We start from the raw sequence: 21,403 nt of genomic DNA on the forward strand, positions 1-21,403 counted from the left end.
AAAAAACATCGTTCCGGTGATACTTGATGATCAGCGGAACGATGTTTTTTCAGATGGAGATATAAAAACTTACAGTTAGCGTACCAGCGGTTGCCATTTCATATAGGTTCCCGTTCTCCACAGCCATTCCATTGGGCCATATCGGAAACCTTTCAGCCAATAATGACTAATTGCGATTTGTATGCCTGTATAAGCAAGGCAAACCAATACGCTCAGGAAAACTCCCAAATGACTCCAATCCAATCCGAAACCGGAAAAGATGAAGACACCGGCCACGGACTGTACGATATAGTTTGTCAACCCCATACGGCCGTAACTGACCAACGGTTCTACGGCCCGTTGTACTTTTTGTGAACGATAAACTTCTATTACAATAATTACCCACAGATAAGCGGTCAGCAGATTGATCAGATTGGTGGTAGTTGATCCCATCCATGAATAGAAAGAAACTTCTCCCCAGGCAACTGCCGGAATATAAGGTCTCGCTACGTAAAGCAGACCTAATAATACGAGGGCAGCCAATGCCCAGCGATTTAACCGTTTCCGGAATTCATCCATGCGTTCGAATAAACGGATACGTCCAACAATAAGCCCTAAGATAAAAAGTCCTAAAGTCTGGTAGATACGTCCGCTCGATACCTGGAATCCCATTTTACCGACCAGTCCGTTCCAAGCGTTATTCTTTATCGTTTCAGATAAAGTAGGAACTTGCCGGGGACCAGCCGGACGGGATGCAGGTCTGGCAATAACCTGTTCCACCTGCTCTATAGCCGGTGCCGTCAGACTTTTATAGACTACCGGTACAAGTGAGGCGCCTCCCAGGAAAAGAAACAAGGTAATACCTGCCAGTAATTTTGTCGGCCATTTATACATTAATACCAACACGAAGCCTAATGTCGCATATATCAGCAAGATATCCACACGAACAATCAAACCATGCAGATAGCCAATTACCGCCAGCAGCAATAACCTCCATAAGAAACGTTTCCGGAAATCAAGTCCTTTCTTTGCCGCCCGGTCCATCTGGATAAAGAAACTTAAACCGAACAGGCAAGAGAAGATAATGAAGAATTTACCGAAAACCAGATAATTAATAAACCATCTGAAAATCTCATTCAGCGTTCCTTCCCACGGAAACATTGCTTGGGGGGCCATTGTCCCTATCGCTCCAAAATGTTGCATGGCATGAATCAGGCAGATACCGATCAGTGAAAAGCCACGCAGGGCATCAATTACTGTAATACGTCCGCCGGGTGAGGTTGATGTCTTATTTATTTCCATTTTATTCGTTTGTAATTAATTATCATTGATTCGATTTGATTCTCAATAACCATGCTTCTACGTCATCTGGACCATTCGGCATATCTATCCCGGCATCATCATTTTGTGGTTCACGGATATTTTCGGGATCGAGATCTTCGGGTAATGTTGCCGGTATATGAATAGACTCAGGCGTTACCTTATAAATCTTTTGCATCGATTCGTTCAGGTAAGTCGTAGCACCGTAAGTAAAAAACGGAATGATTACCTTATTACCTAAATCATAATTATCGAGGAATGTACAGACCACCATCGCCGGTTGATGCCACCAGCAAGGCGATCCGACGAATATCGTGTCGTATTGTGCAATCGCCTTTTTGTCGGGAAGGTTTGCTACACCGGGGCGCAGGTCGTTATATGCTTCGTTTTGTATCCGTTCGGTATCATCATAAGGATTCGTCGCATACGGATCGGCTGCATTAATACGGTATATGTCAGCTCCGGTCAGTTCGGTAATACGTTCGGCTATTGCCTGTGTCGTACCGGTTGCCGAGAAATAGGCCACAAATGTTTTACTGTTCCCGGAAGGCAGGTCGGAAGACTCCGGCTGTTCCGTATCCGGAAAAGAAATATCATTATTCTCCGAGCAGGCACCTATTGTTGTTGCGGAGAAAAGTAAAAGCGAGATTAATAATAAGTTTTTCATACTGTTCTATTGGGATATTATTTGTCTAATTTATTTTCATGTAACCATTCAGCCAATAAATCGGCTATCTTGACATTATTGAGATCGGACATCATTTTATTATTCTTTATAATCATTATATTCTTCATCTGTCACCGGATCATACCATTCGGTCGCACCCAGTGAAACCTTTGTGTTGATGGCCATATGTGTAAATCCGTTGTCGGGGGCCGCACCGTGCCAATGTTTCACATCAGGGGCAATAGCTATTACATCTCCGGGTTTAAGAACCTGAATCGGTTTCCCTTTTTCCTGATAATACCCTTTACCGGCAGTCGCGATCAGAATCTGGCCTCCCGGATGTGAATGCCAGCTGTTACGGGCTGACGGTTCAAATATAACATCGGACACTACCACGTCAAATGTTTCGCTGTCGGTCATCAGACGTTGTAGATAAGCCGTTCCATTGAAATTTGCACCTTCTATGACATTCCCCTTCGGAAATATCGCTGTCGCCGAAGATATTTCCAGGACTGCCGTTTTATCGGCTTCACTTCGTCCGACCAGTTTCTCGACAATGGCAAGCAGGTTACGCAGTTCGTCGGGAGTAACGCCCACATTCAAAGCGATATTCATATGTCCTTTCATCATCGGTTCAACGTTGCCGATCGCTGCTAATACCGATACGGTGGCAATCTCCCGTTCAGCATAGGTCAGTACATCACGTTCAAAGAGATCGGCAAAGAGGTGCTCTTTCAGAAATACTTCTATTTCGGGAGCCAGCACAGCGTAATCAGCTTTCGGAGCATCAGCAGGGACACCTGATATTTCGGCAAGAATCTCCCGTCCGCGTTCATATTTACTGCGTGAATCGGTTATCGGCGAAGCTGCCCGTCCGGCTTTATCTTCGATACCTTTTGCCTTGCGTTCGTTGAGAACACCGACAAAAGTCTGCAAGCCGCGCAATGCCCGTGGAAATCCGCAATAAGCATGTACGTGTACTATCGTTTCTTTGATCTCATTGACGGTCATACCGTCTTCCAATCCGGCAATGAGGGCCGTCTTCAATTTATCGAGGTCGCCTTTGCCGGTCAGGGCGGCAATCTCCACAATGTGTTGTCGCTTCTTATCCATCATTTGTTCTGTTTTGGGAGGCTGTGCTACTATATTTCCCGCCAATGACAGGATATATAATAATGTAGCAGCGAATCCGAGTCTTACTTTCATTTGTTTCTACTTTTATTTATCTGGTACAAAATTACTAGGTATAAACCATCCGGGACAGGCATAAATTACTGATTCATGTATAATTATTACTGATATGAGTAAATGTGTCTAGTTTGCCTGATTACAAAAGCGCACGCAGTAATTGAGTAACAACTCGATATGCGAAGCGATGATCGATGCGCTGTGGCGGTCGATGGCATGATGCAATTCTGCCCTGATCTTTTGGAGACTGTCCGATATGACCTGTTGCTCATGTGCTGATAGCGGTTCCCGGCAGCAGCAACGTGTCGGATAGTTATCGATACGCCCCTCCAATGATGTCTCATATAACAGATCGGGATGGAATATAATGCCCGTATAGCCATTGGTTGAACGATGTTCGAGTGATGGGATTTCTACCAGTTCTCCGGGATGAATGAGGCGGAGTTTGTCTTTCCCGGAATATTGATTTCCGTCTAACGTTACATAATACAAAAGTCCGTAAAAATCACACGTCATGCGAATATCGCGGTTCAGATTTGCGTTCGACAGATCAATTATACTAATCAACGGATGCAGGGTTTCCCGGCCCGTCAATTTGTTAAACTGATCGATCGTCATAAGTTCCCTATTATTCATTTATTCTGTTGTCATTTAATTATTATTTAGCATACTACAAAATTACCGTACCCGAAAAGATTCCGTATGATACGAATTACGGATATACGTATAATTATTACTGATCGGATCATGTAACTCACAGATATTTATTACATTTGTCGAAAACATAAATCACGCACCGGCATGGATAAAATCATAAAACTGAATACGGTTAAAGACTATAATGACTTTCTGGGTATCGAAACACCGCATCCGTTGGTTAGTGTGATCGATGCGTCAAAGATCAGTCCGTTACGTCATGTACGTAAGAATATTGGTTTTTACGTCGTTTACCTGAAAGATATTCAATGTGCCGATCAGATCAAATACGGAAGGAATTATTATGATTTTCAGGAAAATACCCTGGTATTTGCGGCTCCCGGACAAGTGATCGGTAACGACGATACAGGAGAAGAATTTCAGCCAATGGGATGGTGGCTGACCTTTCAGCCCGAATTATTGCATGGCACACATCTCGGGCATCATATGCAGGACTACACTTTTTTTTCCTACGCCGTAAATGAAGCGTTGCACCTTTCAAAGCAGGAACGCCAGACCATAATAGATTGCATGATGAAGATCGACGAGGAGATCAGGGAGGCGAAGGACAAACACAGTAATTTAATTATTTCTTCGGCCATCGAGTTGTTGCTTAACTATTGTGTCAGGTTCTATGACAGGCAATTCATCACTCGTAAGAAGGCAAATAAAGATACGTTGACCGATTTCGAAAAGTTGCTGAATGACTATTTTACGTCCGGAAAACCTTTATCCATAGGAACTCCTACCGTTGCTTATTGTGCGGATCAGTTGCATTTGTCTGCTAATTATTTCGGTGACTTAATCAAGAAAGAAACCGGAACGTCCGCCCAGGAATATATTTTGGTAAAAACGATGGCTGTTGCAAAAGAACTATTAGCCGATCCGTCCAAGTCGATCAGTGACGTTGCTTATGCGTTGGGTTATCAATATCCCCAATATTTCAGCAAAGCCTTCAAACGGGTTATCGGATGTTCACCGAATGAGTATAGGACATCGGCTAAGGTACTGTCTTGAGTTTTATGGCTAGAAGAGGGACGGAGAGTTCCCTATAACCCTTAACCTCAAAAGCTATAGTATCTAACCCCAAAAGCTTAATACTTTAACGGCAAAGCCTATTACTTTTGTAAACTGTCACCTCGGTGATGTCCCGACATCATCCCGATGATATTTCATTGTCACCGGGATGACAATTCGGATAGCCGCCTTTTTTCATAACTAATTGCCGGGAACCGCCTTTTTCTCGATTATATATCCTATCTTTGGAAAAGTAACCTTAAGCAATACAAAACAATGGCTGTAAAATATAGACTACGCAAACGCCCGACCAATCTCTCCAAAGATATCGAAGATGGCTTCTATCCGCAGGTGATCCGTTCGGACAATGTCGATTCAAAAGGATTGGCTTCTTATGTGACCGGCGATCATGGATTCCGCAGCGCCGCTATGCTCGGAGCAATCGAACAAATCAAAGAAGGGATCATCAGCCTGCTGGAAGACGGCAACAGCGTGTCGATCAGCGGACTGGGGACATTTACTTTGACGGCACAGTCGAGGCTGGTGAAAGATCCCAAAGAGATACGTGCCGGATCTATCTCCGTGAAAGATGTCGTGTTTAAAGTTTCACCCGAACTCATGCAACGCCTGAGATCCGTACAATTTGAAAGGGAATAATGTGATGATACGTACCGTTAAACTGGATATCCGGAAAGGGGAGTATCTGTCGGATGCCCTTCGCCGCCACGGAAAAGAAAATATACCGACACGGGTGATACTGAACAAGGTATTGCCCGGATTGGGAGCTACCTATTGCGAGATCATGTCTTCCCGTTCTTCTATTATCATCGAACCGAACGTGCCGGTGATCGTCGGGAAGATGGAGAAACATAAGAACCTGCTGGGTATTTACCGCGGTGTCAAGACTGATGAGGTGGCGCGCCATATCCGCAAATATCCCGGCTGCTGCAAGATCATGGTGACGCCCGAAAGTTTCTGGAAGGTAAAGCAGGCGATGGAGGATGAAGGTGTCGATATGTATAAGGACTTTTTCATGTTGTTCGACGAATGTGAGAAGATTATCCAGGATAACGATTTCCGCGAGACGATAGAGGCGCCGTTCGACGACTTTTTTCTTTTCCGGCAGATGGCATTTGTCAGTGCCACGCCGATCCTGCCCCGCGATCCGAGGTTTGAGGAACATGGTTTTACCGAACTACGCATCGAGCCGGCTTATCCGTATCGTAAGCCGCTCCGTCTGGTCACGACTAATAATGTGGTGGAAGCGTTGGCGGAAGTGCTGCCCGAATGTAAGAGTAAAATTTGCATCTTCGTCAATTCCATCGATACGATCGAATCGCTTTATAAGGATATGGCGGAGTTGCAAAACTCTGCTACTTTTTGCAGTACCCAGGGCATTGCGAAGCTGAGGCATGTGAAAGACCGGAGCATGCATGATCGGATCGAAGAGTTGAAACGGTATAACTTTTTCACCAGCCGTTTCTTTTCGGCAGTCGATATCGATGTACGTTGTAAACCGGATATTATCCTGCTTTCCGACCTTTACGGAGCGGAGCAGTCGGTGATCGATCCGCGGACGGAAGCCATACAGATAGCCGGCCGTTTCCGTAACGGTTTCCGCAGCCTGACGCATATAACCAGTATCAAGCCGTCGCTGGAGGCAATGAATGCGTCGGAGGTGGACGAGTGGCTGGAGAGTGCCCGGCTGGCCATGACGGAGATCAGGGAAAAGAGTAAAAAGGATAAGCGGCGCGGATACCGGGAGACGTATATGGAGGCAGCCGTCAATCTTACTTATCAACAGTATGTCTATCAGAATGGAAAGGATAATTATTTCCGGCAGGATAATTTCCGGGAGCAGGAACGGGTAAAGAGCCTGTACCGTTCGGCGGACAGTTTGTTTAATGCCTACCGGGATGTCCCGTTTTTTGAGGTGACGCATGAAGACAAACAATATCCGTTGACCGACAACGACCGTCTGGCCCGTCATCGGCAGACCAGTCGTAAACAGCGTCGTATATTTCTTCTCGAGCAATTTGAACGGATCGCTTACCTGCGTTTCTCTCCCGACGAGAAAGACCAGGACCGTTACAGCCGTTACCTGGCGCGTATCCTTTCTTCCGAATACGATTGCATGTTCCATGAATGTTACACCTGCAAAGTTACTACAAAAAAGTGAAATGCGGAAAGATATAGTGATAGAATTGAGTTACAAGGGTTTTGGTTGAAGTGGCGATAATCCGTGAAGCCATTACAATCCCTGCCGAAGCCAAATCCTGACGCCGCTACGTTACTTGTTCGTAACCATGCCCGAAAATGCGACAAACGGGTACGAATAGCGAAACAAGGCTCTAAGGAATAGTGAGTTATCCATAACTCATGCGAAAAATCAGGTTACGGAAAAAGATTGCGCCGTTCCTCCCCGTTTTGCGTACCAACACCGGACTCTTCACCAACTAATTTTGAAACCCAAAAATTAAGGACAATGAAGAGTACATTTTCAGTAATCTACTACCTCAAGCGTCAGGTAGTGAAAAAGGACGGGACAGTTCCCGTCATGGGACGCATCACGGTGGACGGCAGCCAGACACAGTTCAGCTGCAAACTGACTGTCGATCCGAAACTGTGGGACACCAAAGGTGGACGTGTCACGGGCAGAAGCACGGCGGCACTCGAAACGAACCGTATGCTTGACAAGATGCGGGTACGCATCAACAGGCATTATCAGGAAATCATGGAGCGTGACAACTTCGTCACGGCGGAGAAGGTGAAGAACGCCTTTCTCGGACTGGAACACCGCTACCACACGCTGATGCAGGTGTTCCGCCAGCACAACGAGGACTACGAGAAGCAGGTGGAGGCAGGCATGAAAGCCAAAGGCACGCTGCTGAAGTACCGCACCGTTTACAAGCACATGCAAGAGTTCCTCGACATCCGCTACCATGTGAAGGACATCGCCCTAAAAGAGCTTACCCCGGCTTTCATCTCCGACTTCGAGATGTTCCTGCGCACGGACAAGCACTGCTGCACCAATACCGTGTGGCTGTACGTCTGCCCGTTACGGACGATGGTATTCATCGCCATCAACAACGAGTGGCTGACGCGCGACCCGTTCCGCGAGTATGAAATCAAGAAGGAGGAAACAACACGCAGTTTCCTGACCAAAGATGAGATCCGCCTGCTGATGGAGGGGAAACTGAAAAACGCCAAACAGGAATTGTACCGCGACCTCTACCTGTTCTGCGCCTTCACGGGGCTGTCGTTCGCGGATATGCGCAACCTTACGGAAGAGAATATCCGCACCTACTTCGACGAACACGAGTGGATAAACATCAACCGCCAGAAAACGGGCGTGGTGTCCAACATCCGCCTGCTCGACATCGCCAACCGCATAATCGGCAAATACCGGGGACTGTGCGGGGACGGCAGGATATTTCCCGTTCCGCATTATAACACGTGCCTTGCCGGTATCCGTGCCGTCGCCAAGCGTTGCGGCATCACCAAGCATATCACGTGGCATCAGAGCCGCCACACGGCAGCCACGACGATATTCCTCTCCAACGGTGTTCCCATCGAAACGGTCAGCTCCATGCTCGGACACAAGAGCATAAAGACGACGCAGATTTACGCAAAGATAACCAAAGAGAAGCTCAATCAGGACATGGAGAACCTTGCCGCAAGATTGAACGGCGTCGAGGAATTTGCAGGTTGCACCATCTAAAAAGAAAAGCCATGAAACGTGACACAATCATCATCGAGGACAAGGCAGTCAGCGTAACCGGTAACGACGTGTGGATGACCGCCACCGAAATAGCCGGATTGTTCCATACGACCGTCCCGGCAGTGAACGCCGCCATCAGAGCCGTCCGCAAGTCGGACGTGCTGAACGACTACGAGGTGTGCCGCTACATGCAGCTTGAAAACGGGCTGCACGCGGACGTGTACGCCCTTGAAATCATCATCCCGGTCGCTTTCAGGGTGAATACCTACAACACCCACCTGTTCCGCACATGGCTGGTGGGAAAGGCACTCTCACAAGAGAAACGGCAGACATACGTGATGTTCATACAGAACGGAAAAGCCGGGTATTGCTGATTGCACATACCCCATAAGACAAGTAAACGGGTAGCACCACAAAAGGTGTCACCCGTTTACTTTTTCATGAAACCGCCTCACTCCAGCGGCTTGCGGTAGTTCGCTTCCAGTACCCCGCGCAGCCCCGTTTCCGGGTAAAGCACCTTCCCTCCCAAAAGTATGAAGGGCAACACGCGGTTGTTGCGGTATTCCTGCAAGGTGCGCCGGCTCACACGGAGCAGTTCCGACACCTCGCCGTCCGTCAGGTAACGTTCCCCGTCCAGCGGAGGACGGTAGCTTTCCAGAAATGCGGACAGCCATTTCGAGCCTTTGCGCATATCCTGCACCACAGAGGCTATCGGCTCGTCTTCCATCGTAAAAACATCGTTGTTCTCGTTCATCATAACTTCGGATTCAGTGGGTGAATAAATCAAATCATCTGCCGTGCGGATAGAGCGTGCCGACAAGCGGTATCAGCCGCTTCACCTCCTCTGGCTTGTAATAGAACCTGCGGTTTATCTGCGAGTAGCCGATAAGCCGCCTGTCACGCAGCGTCTGCAACGTGCGCGGGCTTATTCTCAACTGCCCGCAGACCTCCTCGCCCGTGAGCCATCTTTCCATGCGCCCCGTGTCGCTTTTGCGCCTCAGGGCGGCGACCTTCTCCGAGAGTGCGCCGAATGCCGCCACCATCATCTCGAAAGTCTTTTTCTCGATAGATACTATTTCCATATTCATGTCATTTAGAGTTTGCCGCAAAGGTAACGAAACGGCATACAAGACGTATCGTTTTCCGCTGAAAGGCTGCCTGTTGCGCCGTTTGACCGGGTTACGGAGCCATCTTCCGCAAAAATCTTACGTGAGTCACGTAGTGAGTTGTTAAAGCCCCTTTTGTTTATTGCCGAATTTTGTCGCAGAAACAAAAAGAAAGGACTGAACATGAAAGTGATAACAATGGAAAGTTCCGCCTACAAGGAGATGATGGCGCAGATTGCGAACATCGCAGGGTACATCCGCGAGGCAAGGGACGAGAAGAAACGGAAGCGGGAAACCGAAGACAAGCTGCTTGACACGGCACAGGCGGCGAAGATGCTCAACGTGAGCAAGCGCACCATGCAGCGTATGCGCACCGACCACCGTATCGAGTATGTGGTGGTACGCGGAAGCTGCCGCTACCGCCTTTCCGAGATACTGCGGCTATTGGAGGACAACACAGTAAGGAACGAGGAAGGGACAATAGACACCCTGTTCCACAACCACACGCTGCGCACGGGCGGCAAACCAAAAGGAAGGAGGACATAGGTCATGGAACTGCTCACACGAAACAACTTCGAGGGCTGGATGCAGAAGCTGATGGAACGGCTCGACCGTCAGGACGAACTGCTGCTGGCGATGAAGGCTGAGGGGAAACAGCCCACTATCACGGAAAGCATCCGCCTTTTCGACAATCAGGATTTGTGCATGTTGCTCCAGATAAGCAAACGCACCCTCCAACGCTACCGCAGCGTAGGCGCATTGCCCTACAAGACGCTGGGCAAGAAGACCTATTACAGCGAGGAGGACGTGCTGACATTCCTTTCCAACCATATCAAGGACTTCAAAAAGGAAGATATAGCCTTCTACAAGGCTCGTATCCATAATTTCTTTCATAAATAACCCATTAAAACATTTTTCAGATGGCAAAGAAAAAAGACGAAAAGGACGTGCTGGTAGTCCGTGACGAGAAGACAGGCGAGATCAGCGTGGTAGCCGGGCTGAACGCGGACGGCACACCCAAGCGCACCCCCGCAAAAGCGGAGAACGCGCAGAGTTTCCTGCAATTCGACCGACATGGCGACGTGCTGGACAACTTCTTCAAGAACTTCTTCCGGCAGTGCAAGGAACCCAGCCGCTTCGGTTTCTACCGCATTGCGGCAGACCAAGCTGAAAATCTCTTAGAGGTGATGAAGCAACTGCTGAAAGACCCCGAAGCGAACAAGGAGCTGCTCGCCCCTCACAAGGTGGACACCTCCGACTATGAGAAGAAGGTGCAGGAAGAGATGGCAGCACAACAGACAGAGAAACAAGAACCTCAAAAACAGGAGAACATGGAACAACGGAAAGAACAGCAACAGGACAAATCCGAACAGATGCAGGGCAAACGTGGCTACCAGCCCATCGACGAGAGTAAAATCAACTGGCAGGAGCTGGAGGACAGATGGGGCGTAAAGCGGGACAACCTTGAAAAGTCCGGCGACCTTACGAAGATGCTCAACTATGGCAAGTCCGACTTGGTAAAGGTCAAACCGACCTTCGGCGGCGAATCATTCGAGCTGGACGCCCGCCTCTCCTTCAAGAAGGACGGTGAGGGAAACATCAGCCTCGTGCCGCACTTCATCCGCAAGGAGCAGAAGCTGGATGAGTACAAGGAACACAAATTCTCCGACAATGACCGGAAGAACCTCCGCGAAACGGGCAATCTCGGTAGGGTCGTGGACATTGTGGACAGGGAAACGGGCGAGATCATCCCCTCCTACATCAGCATCGACCGCAAGACGAATGAAATCACGGACATTCCGGCAAGCAGGGTGCGCATCCCGGAGCGCATCGGCAAGACGGAAATCACCACGCAGGAGCGGGACATGCTCCGCGCCGGACTGCCCGTACGCGACAAGCTCATCGAGCGCAACGACGGCAGAAAGTTCGTCACCACCCTGCAAGTGAACGTGGAGCAGCGCGGCGTGGAGTTCGTGCCGGGAACCGGCAAGTCGCCCCGTACCGCACAGACACAGGAAACCAAAGGCGACACATCGAAAAGTCAGGCGCAGGGCGGGGAAAATGCCGCACAGACCAAGAAGGAGCAACGCCGCAACACGTGGACGAACGAGGACGGCAGCATCCGCCCCATCAGCAAATGGAGCGGCGTGAGCTTCACCGACCAGCAGAAAGCCGACTATGTGGCGGGTAAAGCCGTGAAGCTGGAGAACGTGACCGACAAGCAGGGCTTCCATGCCACGATGTATATCAAGTTCAACCCGGAGAAGGGACGCCCGTACCGCTACGACACGAACCCTGACAATGCACAGCAGGTTGCTCCGTCCAACGAGAGCCGCACGCAGGTGGCGGTGAACAACGATGGCAAGACCAACGAGGCTACAAAGAATCTGAGAGAGCCGTTGCAGAAAGGTCAGACCAACCCGAAGGACGCCCGCCAGCAACAGCAGCAGGAGAAGCCGCAGAAGAAAACGGGCAAGGGCATGAAAATGTAATCCCGTGTCCGCCACTGAATCCAAAATAAAATCCAAAGTATCAACAAAAAAGAAGAAGACATGAAGACAATCATTGCAGAAAAGCCCTCCGTGGCACGTGAAATCGCCCGCATCGTGGGCGCGACAAAGAGAGAGGAAGGATATTTCGAGGGAGGCGGTTATGCCGTGACATGGGCATTCGGACACCTCGTTCAGCTTGCCATGCCCGACGGCTACGGCGTGCGCGGATTTGTCCGTGACAACCTCCCGATTATTCCCGACACATTCACGCTCGTCCCCCGTCAGGTCAGGACGGAGAAAGGTTACAAGCCCGACAGCGGCGTGGTGTCGCAGATAAAAGTCATCAAAAGACTGTTCGACACAAGCGAACATATCATCGTGGCGACCGATGCCGGACGCGAGGGAGAGCTTATCTTCCGCTACCTCTACCACTATACGGGTTGCACCACTCCTTTCGTGCGCCTGTGGATCAGCTCTCTCACCGACAAAGCTATCCGCGAGGGACTGCGGAAACTCGAAGACGGCAGCAAATACGACAACCTCTACCTCGCCGCCAAAGCGCGGAGCGAATCCGACTGGCTCGTGGGCATCAACGGCACACAGGCGTTATCCATCGCCGCCGGACACGGCACGTATTCCGTGGGGCGGGTGCAGACACCAACGTTGGCTATGGTATGTGAACGCTACTGGGAGAACCGCCGCTTTACGTCCGAAGCATTCTGGCAGCTCCATATCGCAACGGACGGTTGCGACGGCGAAGTCGTGAAATTCTCATCCTCCGAGAAATGGAAAGAGAAAGAACCGGCGATGGAACTATATAATAAGGTAAAGGCGGCAGGTTGCGCCACTGTCACGAAAGCCGAGCGCAAGGAGAAGACGGAGGAAACTCCCTTGCTCTACGACCTGACCACGCTCCAGAAAGAAGCCAACGCCAAGCACGGCTTCACGGCGGAACAGACGCTTGAAATCGCGCAGAAACTCTACGAAAAGAAGTTGATAACCTATCCGAGAACGGGAAGCCGCTACATCCCCGAAGACGTGTTTGCCGAAATTCCCAAACTGCTCGCTTTCATCGGCACACAGCCCGAATGGAAAGACAAGGTGCGGGCAAAAGCCGCCCCGACACGCCGCAGCGTGGACGACGGCAAGGTGACAGACCACCATGCCCTGCTCGTCACGGGTGAGAAACCGCTCTTCCTCTCCAAAGAGGACAATACCATCTATCAGATGATTGCCGGGCGCATGGTCGAGGCATTCTCTGAGAAATGCGTCAAGGATGTGACCACTGTCACGGCGGAATGTGCCGGAGTGGAGTTTACCGTAAAAGGCAGCGTCGTGAAGCAAACCGGATGGCGTGCCGTCTATGGCGAGGAAAAAGAGGAAATTACCATCCCCGGCTGGCAGGAAGGCGACACGCTGACACCGAAAGGCTCGTCCATTACCGAAGGAAAGACCAAACCCAAGCCGCTGCATACCGAAGCCACCCTGCTCTCGGCAATGGAAACGGCGGGCAAGGAAATTGAGGACGACGCACTGCGGCAGGCGATGAAGGACTGTGGCATCGGTACTCCCGCCACACGCGCCTCCATCATCGAAACGCTTTTCAAGCGCGGTTACATGGAACGCTGCAAGAAGTCGCTTGTTCCCACCGAAAAAGGACTTGCCCTCAATTCCGTCGTCAAGACGATGCGCATCGCCGATGTTGCCATGACGGGCGAATGGGAAAAGGAGCTGGCGCGTATCGAGCGCGGGGAACTGTCCGACGACACCTTCCGCAAGGAGATAGAGGCGTACACACGTGAGATAACCTCCGAACTGATCTCGTGCGACAAGCTCTTCGGCAGCCGTGACTCCGGCTGCGCGTGTCCCAAGTGTGGCACGGGCAGGATGCGGTTCTACGGCAAGGTGGTACGCTGCGACAACACGGAGTGCGGACTGCCCGTGTTCCGGCTGAAAGCGGGACGCACCCTGTCCGACGATGAAATCAAAGACCTGCTCACCGAAGGGCATACCAAGCTGCTCAAAGGGTTCAAGAGCAAACAGGGCAAGAGTTTCGATGCTGTTGTCGCCTTTGACGGGGAATATAACACGACTTTTGTGTTCCCGGAGGCTAAAAAGGACAAGAAATTTTCAGGACGGAAGAAATAGTATTAACTTTGCCACTTGTTCAGAGTAATGAATTGTTCTTCGATACCGGATTACACTCATACTTTGGATTTAGTGGTGGCACTCGGAGGGATACCGAGTGCCTTTTTCTTCCTTTTTCCAACCGATTATCCCGTTAATTATCAATCCGCTAAATCCAAAGTAATGAACAACAAGAAGAAAAACGAGGGTCAGACCGACTTTTCCTATTACGGTCTGTACCTGCTGGACTATCTCCGCACGAACAAGTTTGAACAGGCTGACGACACCGCTTTCATACGGGAACGGGCCGACCGTGCCGCCGAAACGTATGAGAGGGCACGGCTTGAAGGCTATCCCGCCGATGGTGCGCAGGAACTGGCGATGGACACGCTGCTGCGCGGGCTGCATTATTCCCGTTACGCCATCCTCCGCGAAGTCGTGGAAAACGAGTTTGCCGATGAAGTGCCGGAAGAGAAGCGTGAAGCCTTTGTCCTGAAACTGCTGCCGCTTGTCGGCAACGTGTTCTCCGTCTATGACCTCTCGGATGACAATTTCGCCCTGTCTTCCGATTACGACCTGCTCTACACGGAGCTGACGGGAGCAACCGTCCTTTACTTAGACGAATATGGCGTTTAACCGCAAACAGAAACTGCGGGACAACATCGAGGCGATACGGACGGCATTCATCCTTGACAGGGAAAATAGGACAGCGACAACCGAAGAGCGTGCCATACTTCAAAGGTACTGCGGTTTCGGCGGTCTGAAATGTATCCTCAACCCTGCAAAGGAACTGACGGATGCCGTCCGGTGGGCGAAATCCGACCTCGAACTGTTCGCCCCGACGGTGGAGCTGCACAGGCTTATCCGTGAGAACAGCAAGGACGAAACAGAGTACAAGCGGTTTGTGGATTCGCTGAAAGCGTCCGTGCTGACCGCTTTCTACACCCCCAAAGAGATAACCGACACCATCGCGGACGTGCTGGCAGATTACAGCGTCCGCCCCGCCCGTATGCTCGAACCGTCGGCAGGTGTCGGCGTGTTCGTGGATTCCATGCTGCGGCACAGCCCCAATGCGGATGTGATGGCTTTCGAGAAGGATCTGCTCACGGGTACAATCTTGAGGCATCTCTATCCCGACCAGAAAATGCGCACCTGCGGTTTTGAGAAAATCGAAAGACCGTTCAACAATTATTTCGACTTGGCGGTGTCCAACATTCCGTTCGGTGACATTGCCGTGTTCGACGCGGAGTTTCAGCGGAGCGACTCTTTCGGCAGACGCTCCGCCCAGAAAACCATCCACAACTATTTCTTTCTCAAAGGACTGGATGCCGTGCGTGACGGCGGTATCGTGGCGTTCATCACCTCGCAAGGGGTATTGAATAGCACCAAGACCTCCGTGCGTAACGAGCTGTTCAGTCAGGCCAATCTGGTATCCGCGATACGCCTGCCCAACAACCTGTTCACGGACAACGCGGGCACGGAGGTGGGCAGTGACCTGATTGTCCTGCAAAAGAACCTCAGCAAGAAGGAAATGTCGCAGGACGAGCGGCTGATGACCGTGATACAGACGGACACGAAAACCGCCCTGACCGACAACGCCTATTTCATCCACCACCCGGAACGCATCGTGCATACGATGGCGAAACTTGACACAGACCCCTACGGGAAGCCCGCTATGGTTTATCTGCACGAGGGCAAGGCAGCAGGCATCGCCGGGGATTTGCGCCGTATGCTCGACGAGGATTTCCATTACAGGCTTGCCATGCGCTTGTATTCGGGTTCAATCCGGCAGGCAGGAACGGAAGAAAAAGTTGCCGTTCAAAATAAAGTAGAGCGTCCTGCCATAAAATTGGAAACAGTATCCTCGGCGCAGACGGTGGAAACTCCGACAGAAAAGCCGCAACCCGCAGATGAAAAGCCGGAGATAGAACCGCGCCCGCAATATTCCGCAGGCGTGCAGCTCACCCTGCTTGACCTCTGGGGGATGACGGAAGAGGTCAGCCAACCGAAAACCTCCAAAAAGAAAAAGACGGTGAAAAAGGCAGTTACGGCAAAGTCCACTCCGCCCAAACCGAAAGTCACGGTTACACCGACAGCTCCAACTGCAAAACCCGCAATGGAGAATAAGGAGGTGAAAGCGGAGAACACCGCCAAGCCTGCCGACCCGGACGACATCTATGCCACACTGGACTGGGATACCAATCCTCCCATCAACGGTTTCTATGAAATGATGATGGGTTTGACGCCGGAGCGTAGGAAAGAACTTCGGGAACTGGCAAGGCAGCATAAAGAGAAACAAGTGGCGGAAAAGACGGAAGTGAAAGCCGTGCCGGAAACTTCCCGTGAGCAGCCACGACAGGAGGAAACACAGCCGGAGGCAGTCGCCGCACCTGCCGTTACAGATACCCCATCGGAAGCGGTGGGGACTTTCCTTTTCCCCGACATCGAAGCGGAAAAGCCGAAGGAGGAAGTCGTGGACCTTTCTCCGCGTGCCTACCACCGCACGCCGGAGATGCACCTGCGCGAAGGGTCGCTGGTGGCTGACCGGGGGCGTCATAACATCGGCTACCTGAAAGACATCACGCCATACGGGGCGACATTCCAGCCGCTCGACCTGAAAGGATACCAGAAGGAAAAGGCGTTGTTGTATGTGTCGCTGCGTGACGCCTACGAGCGTCTGTACCGTTATGAATCGCTCCGGCGCGAGGCAAATGTTCCGTGGCGAGAGCATCTGAATACCTGTTACGATGAGTTTGTCATGCGCTACGGCAACCTCAACGCCAAGCAGAACGTGAAGTTAGTGATGATGGATGCGGGCGGGCGCGACATCCTTTCGCTGGAACGGATGGAAAACGGAAAGTTCGTCAAGGCGGACATCTTCGAGCATCCTGTTTCCTTCGCGGTGGAGAGCCATGCCAACGTAGGCTCTCCCGAAGAAGCCCTGTCTGCGTCGCTCAACAAATATGGTACGGTCAATCTCGACTATATGCGGGAGATAACCGACAGCACGGCGGAGGATTTGCTCACTGCCCTGCAAGGGCGCATCTACTACAATCCGCTCGTGACCGGTTACGAAATCAAAGACCGTTTCATCGCCGGAAATGTCATAGAGAAAGCGGAACGCATAGAGGCATGGATGGGTGACAATCCCGAAAATGAGCGTATGCCGGAGGTGAAGCAGGCGTTGGAGGCTCTGAAAGATGCCGAGCCGCAGCGCATCGCCTTCGAGGATCTGGACTTCAATTTCGGGGAACGCTGGATTCCGACGGGTGTCTATGCCGCCTACATGAGCCGGCTGTTCGACACGGAGGTGAAAATCGCCTATTCCGCAAGCATGGACGAGTTTTCGGTGGTGTGCGGCTACCGCACCATGAAAATCACGGACGAGTTTCTGGTGAAGGGGTATTACCGGAACTATGACGGTATGCACCTCCTAAAACACGCCCTGCACAACACCTGCCCTGACATGATGAAGTCCATCGGCAAGGACGAGCATGGCAACGACATCAAGATGCGCGACAGCGAGGGAATACAACTCGCCAACGCCAAGATTGACGAGATACGAAACGGCTTCTCCGAATGGCTCGAAGAGCAGTCGCCGCAGTTCAAGGAGCGGCTTGTGACGATGTATAACCGCAAGTTCAACTGTTTCGTGCGCCCGCGCTACGACGGCTCCCATCAGACCTTTCCCGACCTCAACCTGAAAGGGCTGGCAAGCCGGGGTATCAAGAGCGTCTATCCCTCACAGATGGATTGCGTCTGGATGTTGAAACAGAACGGCGGCGGAATTTGCGACCACGAGGTGGGAACCGGTAAGACGCTGATAATGTGCATCGCCGCGCATGAGATGAAGCGTCTGAATTTGGCACACAAGCCGATGATTATCGGGCTGAAAGCCAACGTTGCGGAGATTGCAGCCACCTATCAGGCGGCATATCCCAACGCACGTATTCTGTACGCTTCGGAGAAGGACTTTTCGACCGCCAACCGTGTGCGCTTCTTCAATAATATAAAGAACAACGACTACGATTGCGTCATCATGTCGCACGACCAGTTCGGCAAGATACCGCAGTCGCCGGAATTGCAGCAGCGCATCCTGCAAGCAGAGCTTGACACGGTGGAGGAAAACCTCGAAGTGCTACGGCAGCAGGGAAAGAACGTGTCGCGGGCGATGCTGAAAGGATTGGAGAAGCGCAAGCACAACCTTGAAGCGAAGCTGGAGAAGGTGGAACACGCCATAAAGTCACGCACGGACGACGTGGTGGATTTCAAGCAGATGGGCATCGACCACATCTTCATAGATGAGAGCCACCAGTTCAAGAATCTGACTTTCAACACGCGCCACGACCGTGTGGCGGGATTGGGAAACAGCGAGGGAAGCCAGAAGGCACTTAACATGCTCTTTGCCATACGCACCATACAGGAGCGCACAGGAAAAGACTTGGGTGCGACCTTCCTCTCCGGCACGACTATCAGCAACTCACTGACTGAATTGTACCTGCTGTTCAAGTACCTGCGCCCGAAGGAGCTGGAACGGCAGGACATAAGGTGTTTCGACGCTTGGGCGGCGATATTTGCCAAGAAGACGACGGATTTTGAATTTAACGTGACGAACAATGTGGTCCAGAAGGAGCGTTTCCGCTACTTCATCAAAGTGCCGGAGCTTGCCGCCTTCTATAATGAAATCACGGACTACCGCACGGCGGAGGATGTGGGCGTTGACCGTCCTGCCAAGAACGAGATACTGCACCATATACCGCCCACGCCGGAACAGGAGGACTTCATACAGAAACTGATGCAGTTCGCCAAGACGGGCGATGCCACCTTGTTGGGCAGGCTGCCGCTTTCGGAAACGGAAGAAAAGGCGAAGATGCTCATCGCCACGGACTATGCCCGGAAAATGGCACTCGACATGCGCATGATAGACCCGAATTACGAAGATCATCCCGACAACAAAGCGAGTCACTGTGCCAAGATGATCGCGGAGTATTATCAAAAATACGACGCCCAGAAAGGCACGCAGTTCGTTTTCTCTGATTTGGGGACATACCAGCCGGGCGACGGGTGGAACGTCTATTCGGAAATCAAGCGCAAACTGACGGAGGACTACGGTATACCGCCAAGCGAGGTGCGCTTCATTCAGGAGTGCAAGACCGACAAGGCGCGGAAGGCGGTGATAGACGCCATGAACGCCGGGACGGTGCGTGTGCTGTTCGGCTCTACCTCTATGCTCGGAACGGGTGTGAACGCCCAGAAACGGTGTGTGGCTATCCATCATCTCGATACGCCGTGGCGACCGTCCGACTTGCAACAGCGTGACGGACGCGGAGTTAGGGCAGGTAATGAGATTGCCAAACATTTCGCCGGGAACAACGTGGATGTAATCATCTACGCGGTGGAGAAGTCACTGGACAGCTACAAGTTCAACCTCCTGCACTGCAAGCAGACTTTCATAAGCCAGCTCAAAAGCGGTGCGATGGGTGCGCGTACCATCGACGAGGGGGCAATGGACGAAAAATCGGGCATGAATTTCTCGGAATACATGGCGTTGCTCTCCGGCAATACCGACCTGTTGGACAAGGCGAAACTGGAAAAGCGGATCGCATCGCTCGAAGGGGAACGCAAGTCGTTCAACAAGGGCAAGCGTGATTCGGAGTTCAAGCTGGAGTCAAAGACCGGCGAGTTGCGCAACAACACGGCTTTCATAGATGCCATGACGGAGGACTGGAACCGCTTCCTGTCGGTGGTGCAGACCGACAAGGAGGGCAACCGCCTTAATATAATAAAGGTGGACGGAGTGGATTCCGCCGATGAGAAGGTCATCGGAAAGCGTTTGCAGGAGATAGCCAAGAATGCCACGACCGGAGGGTTGTACACGCAGGTCGGTGAACTTTACGGTTTTCCGATAAAGGTGGTGAGCGAAAGGATACTCAAAGAGGGATTGGAGTTCACCGACAACCGCTTCGTGGTCGAGGGGAACTACAAGTACACCTACAACAACGGGCATCTGGCGATGGCTGACCCGTTGGCCGCCGCCCGCAACTTCCTCAACGCGATGGAGAGGATACCCTCCATCATCGACCAGTACAAGGCGAAGAACGAGGTGCTGGAGATGGAGATACCGCAGTTACAGGAGATAGCGGGTAAGGTGTGGAAGAAGGAGGACGAGCTGAAGCAGTTGAAGTCCGAACTTGCCGCCCTTGACCGAAAAATTCAGCTGGAGCTTGCGCCACCCACGCCCGAAGTCGCAGAAAAGGAGAATGAAGGGCAACAGCTCAAGCCGGAAGCGGAAGATGTGAGGAACAGGCAGGCGCAATATCCCGAAAATGCACCGCCGCAGATACGCAGTCCGGCGGATAGTATCGTTGCCAACCATGTCATAATCGGGCGTCCGGGACTGTATGCCAAGGAGGAAACCCGGTCCAAAGGATTGAAAATATAACCTAAGGAATTTTATCTGAAGTATTAATAAGGGCTATCCCAAAAGGTCTAAAAGTAAATTTTATCCTTTCTGCAAGTATCTATAGGATGGCAACTGCATTTTTTTCTTTTTGGGCAGCCCTTATTAAAATTTATTCTTATTTTAGGTTATATACATTCATGTCCATTTATGTAAAAAATTCCTGCTGACCTTGTTTATGTCTTGTCAGTCACCATTTGCAAAACCATATTTGACCCTCAAAGAGGCTGAATTTGATAAGTAACTTGCTACATACTCATAATAAGGAGCTAAATAGAACACGAATGGGAAATACACAAATGCTAAACTAAAGAAGATATTGGCCAAAATAAACGCTATACCGAGAGAGAAACTTGATTTTTCAACTTCCTAAAACGGTGTTGTTCAAACATTTCTACTTATTTGTACTTGCCAGTTGAACCTACGCTTCCCTAATAAAATGTCTATGGTAAAAAGTTAAAAAATCCTCCCACTTTTGTTAGATATATTTTTTTGTGTAATTTTGTAATCGTTATGCGGCAGTAATAATATACATATTAATACGAGTTAGTAATCCTGTAGTTCTCATATGCTACGAGGAGGTATTAAAAGGTGCGTTTCGACAATGCATCTACTGTAGTATATTATTGC

Annotated in this window: 17 protein-coding genes and 1 pseudogene; 11 read left to right on the top strand and 7 right to left on the bottom strand. The window is 50.8% G+C overall.

All coding sequences use genetic code 11. From position 1 onward, the window contains the following. Positions 1 to 75: 75 nt before the first annotated feature. The 5 genes and pseudogenes from K6V26_RS03445 to K6V26_RS03465 form a co-directional block, all read right to left on the bottom strand. Positions 76 to 1,281, bottom strand: a complete 1,206-nt coding sequence (locus K6V26_RS03445; RefSeq protein WP_224264618.1) for a DUF418 domain-containing protein — start codon at positions 1,279 to 1,281, stop codon at positions 76 to 78. Between the two features lie 22 nt (positions 1,282 to 1,303). After that, a complete protein-coding gene (locus K6V26_RS03450) occupies positions 1,304 to 1,966 on the bottom strand; it encodes a flavodoxin (RefSeq protein WP_224264619.1) in 663 nt (220 codons plus the stop codon). 99 nt (positions 1,967 to 2,065) lie between these two features. After that, positions 2,066 to 2,386: a cupin domain-containing protein gene (locus K6V26_RS03455; protein ID WP_224265804.1), complete on the bottom strand. Its 321-nt coding sequence runs from the start codon at positions 2,384 to 2,386 to the stop codon at positions 2,066 to 2,068. Between the two features lie 102 nt (positions 2,387 to 2,488). Continuing rightward, positions 2,489 to 3,172: pseudogene (locus K6V26_RS03460) on the bottom strand (carboxymuconolactone decarboxylase family protein); the annotation flags it as partial. Positions 3,173 to 3,280: 108 nt separating this feature from the next. Then, a complete protein-coding gene (locus tag K6V26_RS03465) occupies positions 3,281 to 3,772 on the bottom strand; it encodes a transcriptional regulator (protein WP_224264620.1) in 492 nt (163 codons plus the stop codon). A gap of 183 nt (positions 3,773 to 3,955) precedes the next feature. Between K6V26_RS03465 and K6V26_RS03470 the strand changes: the two genes are divergently transcribed. From K6V26_RS03470 to K6V26_RS03490, 5 genes are all read left to right on the top strand, one after another. Then, positions 3,956 to 4,867: a helix-turn-helix domain-containing protein gene (locus K6V26_RS03470; RefSeq protein WP_128133791.1), complete on the top strand. Its 912-nt coding sequence runs from the start codon at positions 3,956 to 3,958 to the stop codon at positions 4,865 to 4,867. Between the two features lie 276 nt (positions 4,868 to 5,143). Continuing rightward, complete coding sequence (locus K6V26_RS03475; RefSeq protein WP_007657701.1) at positions 5,144 to 5,524, top strand: HU family DNA-binding protein; 381 nt, start codon at positions 5,144 to 5,146, stop codon at positions 5,522 to 5,524. Positions 5,525 to 5,528: 4 nt separating this feature from the next. Beyond that, a complete protein-coding gene (locus tag K6V26_RS03480) occupies positions 5,529 to 7,046 on the top strand; it encodes a DEAD/DEAH box helicase family protein (protein WP_224264621.1) in 1,518 nt (505 codons plus the stop codon). Positions 7,047 to 7,352: 306 nt separating this feature from the next. After that, the gene (locus K6V26_RS03485; RefSeq protein ID WP_004291422.1) at positions 7,353 to 8,588 is read left to right on the top strand and encodes a site-specific integrase; all 1,236 of its coding nucleotides are present in this window, start codon (positions 7,353 to 7,355) and stop codon (positions 8,586 to 8,588) included. Between the two features lie 11 nt (positions 8,589 to 8,599). After that, entirely contained in the window at positions 8,600 to 8,962 is a 363-nt protein-coding gene (locus K6V26_RS03490) for a hypothetical protein (protein ID WP_004291423.1), read from the top strand. Between the two features lie 77 nt (positions 8,963 to 9,039). Here K6V26_RS03490 and K6V26_RS03495 read toward each other — a convergent pair whose 3' ends face one another. Both K6V26_RS03495 and K6V26_RS03500 read right to left on the bottom strand, forming a co-directional pair. Continuing rightward, positions 9,040 to 9,345, bottom strand: coding sequence for a helix-turn-helix domain-containing protein (locus tag K6V26_RS03495; protein WP_004291424.1), 306 nt, complete (start codon positions 9,343 to 9,345; stop codon positions 9,040 to 9,042). A gap of 31 nt (positions 9,346 to 9,376) precedes the next feature. Next, entirely contained in the window at positions 9,377 to 9,676 is a 300-nt protein-coding gene (locus K6V26_RS03500; RefSeq protein ID WP_004291426.1) for a helix-turn-helix domain-containing protein, read from the bottom strand. 138 nt (positions 9,677 to 9,814) lie between these two features. On the opposite strand from K6V26_RS03500, the gene K6V26_RS03505 reads away from it, so the two are divergent. The 6 genes from K6V26_RS03505 to K6V26_RS03530 are packed head-to-tail and all read left to right on the top strand — an operon-like array spanning position 9,815 to position 20,755. Continuing rightward, the gene (locus K6V26_RS03505) at positions 9,815 to 10,240 is read left to right on the top strand and encodes a helix-turn-helix domain-containing protein (RefSeq protein ID WP_004291432.1); all 426 of its coding nucleotides are present in this window, start codon (positions 9,815 to 9,817) and stop codon (positions 10,238 to 10,240) included. A gap of 3 nt (positions 10,241 to 10,243) precedes the next feature. Continuing rightward, positions 10,244 to 10,594: a helix-turn-helix domain-containing protein gene (locus K6V26_RS03510; RefSeq protein ID WP_004291454.1), complete on the top strand. Its 351-nt coding sequence runs from the start codon at positions 10,244 to 10,246 to the stop codon at positions 10,592 to 10,594. A gap of 20 nt (positions 10,595 to 10,614) precedes the next feature. Further along, on the top strand, positions 10,615 to 12,186 hold the full coding sequence (locus K6V26_RS03515; protein ID WP_004291455.1) for a DUF3945 domain-containing protein: 1,572 nt from the start codon (positions 10,615 to 10,617) through the stop codon (positions 12,184 to 12,186). Between the two features lie 60 nt (positions 12,187 to 12,246). Beyond that, positions 12,247 to 14,334 (top strand): type IA DNA topoisomerase, encoded by a 2,088-nt coding sequence (gene topB, locus K6V26_RS03520; protein ID WP_004291456.1) that lies wholly within the window; start codon positions 12,247 to 12,249, stop codon positions 14,332 to 14,334. Positions 14,335 to 14,361: 27 nt separating this feature from the next. Continuing rightward, positions 14,362 to 14,949: a DUF1896 domain-containing protein gene (locus tag K6V26_RS03525; protein ID WP_004291461.1), complete on the top strand. Its 588-nt coding sequence runs from the start codon at positions 14,362 to 14,364 to the stop codon at positions 14,947 to 14,949. Continuing rightward, a complete protein-coding gene (locus tag K6V26_RS03530; protein ID WP_005850525.1) occupies positions 14,939 to 20,755 on the top strand; it encodes an N-6 DNA methylase in 5,817 nt (1,938 codons plus the stop codon). Before K6V26_RS03525 ends, K6V26_RS03530 begins: the two co-directional genes overlap by 11 nt. The last annotated feature ends 648 nt before the right edge of the window (positions 20,756 to 21,403 follow it).

This window comes from Parabacteroides goldsteinii, from assembly GCF_020091425.1.
GTDB classification, from domain to species: Bacteria; Bacteroidota; Bacteroidia; order Bacteroidales; family Tannerellaceae; genus Parabacteroides; species Parabacteroides goldsteinii.